This is a genomic window from Allomuricauda sp. CP2A (assembly GCF_001683915.1).
In the GTDB taxonomy this organism is placed as follows: domain Bacteria; phylum Bacteroidota; class Bacteroidia; order Flavobacteriales; family Flavobacteriaceae; genus Flagellimonas.
In genome coordinates, this window is sequence record NZ_LXTT01000173.1 from 1 (window position 1) to 3958 (window position 3958).

The 3958-nt window shown below is 43.1% G+C and carries 4 protein-coding genes; 1 reads left to right on the forward strand and 3 read right to left on the reverse strand.

The genetic code is table 11. From position 1 onward, the window contains the following. Positions 1-62: 62 nt before the first annotated feature. Positions 63-749 carry a hypothetical protein gene (locus A7D14_RS19540; protein ID WP_067038205.1) on the forward strand — a complete coding sequence of 229 codons (687 nt, stop codon included), beginning with the start codon at positions 63-65 and terminating at the stop codon, positions 747-749. A 5-nt stretch (positions 750-754) separates the two neighbouring features. Here the strand turns inward: A7D14_RS19540 and A7D14_RS19545 are convergent, their stop codons facing one another. Genes A7D14_RS19545 through A7D14_RS19555 form a run of 3 tightly spaced genes read right to left on the reverse strand, consistent with a single transcriptional unit; the run spans position 755 to position 3720 of the window. Continuing rightward, complete coding sequence (locus A7D14_RS19545) at positions 755-1903, reverse strand: MFS transporter (RefSeq protein WP_067038208.1); 1149 nt, start codon at positions 1901-1903, stop codon at positions 755-757. Positions 1904-1931: 28 nt separating this feature from the next. Then, positions 1932-3200: a kynureninase gene (kynU, locus tag A7D14_RS19550; RefSeq protein ID WP_067038210.1), complete on the reverse strand. Its 1269-nt coding sequence runs from the start codon at positions 3198-3200 to the stop codon at positions 1932-1934. 55 nt (positions 3201-3255) lie between these two features. Beyond that, on the reverse strand, positions 3256-3720 hold the full coding sequence (locus A7D14_RS19555) for a GNAT family N-acetyltransferase (RefSeq protein WP_067038212.1): 465 nt from the start codon (positions 3718-3720) through the stop codon (positions 3256-3258). Positions 3721-3958: the final 238 nt, after the last annotated feature.

The following is a 3958-nucleotide window of genomic DNA, read 5'->3' on the forward strand; positions in this document are numbered from 1 at the left end:
ATTTTAAAGAAATGAGATAGCTAGGTCAATCAAATGGGCTCTATCTTTGAAAAAAAACAGACATGAAGTATTTTTCAATAGCTGCACTTTTCTCTTTTTTCCTAGTACTCAGTTGCAAAACCGAGCCCAAGGCATCAACAACCGAGACGCAACCTGAAGCTGAAAAGAGCATTCCAGAAAAAATTGCCGATGCGCATGGATACGAAAACTGGGAATCTGTTTCCAAGATCACCTTCACTTTTAATGTGGACAGGGACAGTACCCATTTTGAGCGGAGCTGGGTCTGGAAACCCAAGATGGATGAGGTTACCTCTATTTCTGGGGTTGATACCTTGACCTACAATCGTAAGAGCATGGATAGCATTGCCCACAAAACCAATGGAGGCTTTATCAATGACCGTTATTGGCTCATGGCTCCTTTTAATTTGATGTGGGACGCCAACAATTACACTTTTGAACATTCCGAGCAAGTAAATGCGCCCATAAGCGGCGATACCATGCATAAATTGACCATTGTGTACAGTGATGATGGTGGCTACACCCCTGGTGATGCGTATGATTTTTATTTTAAGGATGATTTTATCCTTCGGGAATGGGCCTATCGCAAATCCAACCAACCTGAGCCCAACTTGGTTTCCACTTGGGAAGATTATGCCAATGTGGGTGGTTTGGAGATTGCCCAAGGCCATAAAAGGCCCGATAGTGATTTCCATCTTTATTTTACAGGATTGTCCGTTTCTAGGGAGTGATGCCCCTATTTTCGGTTCTTGCGCAGGAAAAATGTAATGCCCAATACCACTACCACACAGCCCAACAGTACTGAAAAGCTATAAGTGAGTGAAGCAGATTCCGCAATAAACCCAAGGATTACAGGACCAACCAAGAAGCCAGAATATCCGGTTCCGGCAATAAAAGCAACGCCTTGGGAAGAATCCACACCTTTAACATTGCCCCCTATTCGGAACAATTCAGGGACCATGACCGAAAAACCCAATCCATTTAGGGCAAAGCCCAATATGGCCAAATAGGTATGGCCAGACAATACAAGCATATAGCCCAGAAGAGAGACAATGGCCCCCAGTGCCACAATATTCACTGAACCAATCCGGGCACTGATACCGTCGCCCAAAAATCGTCCCAAGGTCATGGTAACGGAAAAGGCCAAAAATCCAGAGCCTATTAAAATCTCAGGTGCCAAGGTCACTTCTTTTAAATACAGGCCGCTCCAATCAATAATAGCACCTTCACTGCCCATGGCCACAAAACCAATGATGCCCAACAACAGTAACGGCTTAAACAGTTTTATGCTGAATGGCTCTTTTTCAACCGGAGCTGCAACTATATGTAGATAGTTTTTATAAAAGATAAGGTTTATGATCAACACAATGGCCACGGTAATACCCATGTGCAATACGGGGTTGTCCAGTATCGGAATCAAAAAACTGCCCAATCCCACCAAAACACCGCCCAAACTAAAAAACCCGTGTGCTGCCGACATAAAATTCTGTTTGTCCTCTTTTTCTATTTCAGTGACCAAGGTGTTCATTGCAATATCAGTGAGTCCATTGGATGCCCCAAAAAGAAAAAGACTTCCCATTAAAAGATAATAATTGGGAGCCAACAATGGGAAAAGAGCCGTAAGACTGCTTAAAAGTACCCCCACCCATGTGGCTTTTCCTACTCCCAACTTGTTAATGATCTTGGAGGCCACGGGAAAAATGGTAAAAACGCCCAGCGAGAGACAAAAAATAGCTATGCCCAAATCTGCCTTATCTATGTGCAGCTTTTCCTTTACGGTTGGAATGTACACCGCCCAGGTTCCAAACCACAGGTTTAGACTGGCAAACACCCAAGCAGGGGCAAAATATCTTGGATTGGAAAAAATGAGCAACAATGATCTCATAGCCTTGGATGACCTAAAAACATGGGGGTTATTTTTGCAGGATGCCCTGCTTTAAAATCTGACCAAAATTGTACATATCGGTGTATGAGCAATAGAAGGGTGCTGGGGCCAACCGGATGACATTGGGTTCCCGCCAATCGGTGATGACCCCATTTTTCATGAGATAATCGAACAAAGGCCGGCCTTCACCATGCAAAAAGACAGAGAGCTGGCAGCCGCGTTCTTTTGGGGTAATAATTTCAAACGAGCTGTCCACCTGTTTATCAATTTCATGCAGAATAAACTCCAAATAGGCCACTAGGGTTTGCTGCTTTTCAATAAGGGCATCCATGCCCACTTCATCAAAAAGTTCCAAGGATGCCAAATAGGGTGCAAGCGATAATATGGGCGGATTGCTCAATTGCCACGCATCTGCGGTTTCAATGGGGTCAAATTCGGGTTCCATTAAAAAACGGGTTTCCTTTTTGGTGCCCCACCATCCTTCAAAGCGAGGAATATCCTTTTTGGCCAAATGTCTTTCATGCACAAAAATACCTGAAGCATTTCCAGGCCCGCTGTTCATATATTTATAACTGCACCAGGCCGCAAAATCGGCATTCCATCTGTGCAAATCCAATTTAACATTGCCCACGGCATGGGCCAAATCCCATCCCACAAAAGCCCCTACGGATTTCCCAGCTTTGGTGATGGTCTCCATATCCAACACTTGACCGTTGTAGTAATTCACTCCACCTATCAGTACCAAGGCCAACTCCCCGCCTACTTCATTGATTTTTTGGATGATGTCCTCCGTTCTCCAAAAATTTTCCCCTTTGCGTTTTTTAACTTCAACTAGGGCATCATTGGGGTCCAGACCATGGAACCGCAACTGACTCTGCAACATATATTGATCGGATGGAAATGCTTTTTCCTCGCAAAGAATTTTATATCGTTTTTCGGTAGGGCGATAAAAGGACACCATCAAGAGATGTAAATTCACCGTAAGGGTGTTCATCACTGAAACCTCCTCTGGGGTTGCGCCAACAACCTTTGCCAAACCCGAAGCCAATCGTTCGTGGTAATCCCACCAAGGTTTGTCCGCATAAAAATGTCCTTCAACGGCAAGCTCGCGCCAATCCTTCATGACCTCGTCAACAAATCTTTGGGTGCGCTTGGGCTGCAATCCCAAGGAATTGCCCGTAAAATAGATGACTTCCTTTCCGTTCACCTTTGGATAGTGGAATTCTTGTCGATATTTAAACAGTTTGTCCTTGGCATCCAACTGCTGCGCAAACTCAAGGGTGTTTTGGAATGTCATGCCTTTTTGATTTGCTCCAAAAATACGATTTGTGAACTTATTTTGACTCAGGAAATCACTCCAAGCGCATTTCTATGATATGCTTTTTAAAGCCCACTTTTTCATAGGCTTTAATGGCCGGAAGGTTATCGCTATAGACCGTTAACCTGATTTCCTGAAGGCCTTTTTCCGTAGACCAGTTTTTCAAGGCTTCCACAATCATGGCATTGATTCCTTTGCCCCTGTACGCCGGATCAGTGTACATAAACCCCAAATAGGCATAATATTCATGATCTAGGTAATGTCTGGCTCTTTTTGAAATGGCATAGCCTGAGGCCACAACTTTTCCTTCCGATTCGGCGACCAGAACACAGGCATCCTCATCCAAAACCATCTGTTTGAGGTCATAATAACTAATCGGGTCTTCTTTAATCGTCACATCAAACGGACGTTCTGCTTTAATAATCTCCTGTTCAAAATTGAGCAAGATGGGCAGGTCGTCCAAAGTGGCTTTACGAATTGTTATTTCGTCTGAAGTCATTTCATTCAAGGCGTATAAGTTGTCTCCGAATGTAGTTCTTTTCTATATTTTTGAAAAAATAAACATTGATCGAGCAACTACTAAAATTAATGGCAGAATTTTTTCATGGTGGCTCAAAGGCTAGTTATGTTGTGGCATTAATTTTTGTTGTCATTTTGGTCATGGCAATAATCATCTTAAATTTTAAATAATCGATACCAATAAAAGATGGATTATGAAAATTTACTTAAAAATGGAA

Excerpts from the sequence above, each read along its gene's own strand:
- A7D14_RS19540 (WP_067038205.1), top strand. The coding sequence starts at position 63 with ATGAAGTATTTTTCAATAGCTGCACTTTTCTCTTTTTTCCTAGTACTC.
- A7D14_RS19545 (WP_067038208.1), bottom strand. The coding sequence starts at position 1,903 with ATGAGATCATTGTTGCTCATTTTTTCCAATCCAAGATATTTTGCCCCT.
- A7D14_RS19555 (WP_067038212.1), bottom strand. The coding sequence starts at position 3,720 with ATGACTTCAGACGAAATAACAATTCGTAAAGCCACTTTGGACGACCTG.
- kynU (WP_067038210.1), bottom strand. The coding sequence starts at position 3,200 with ATGACATTCCAAAACACCCTTGAGTTTGCGCAGCAGTTGGATGCCAAG.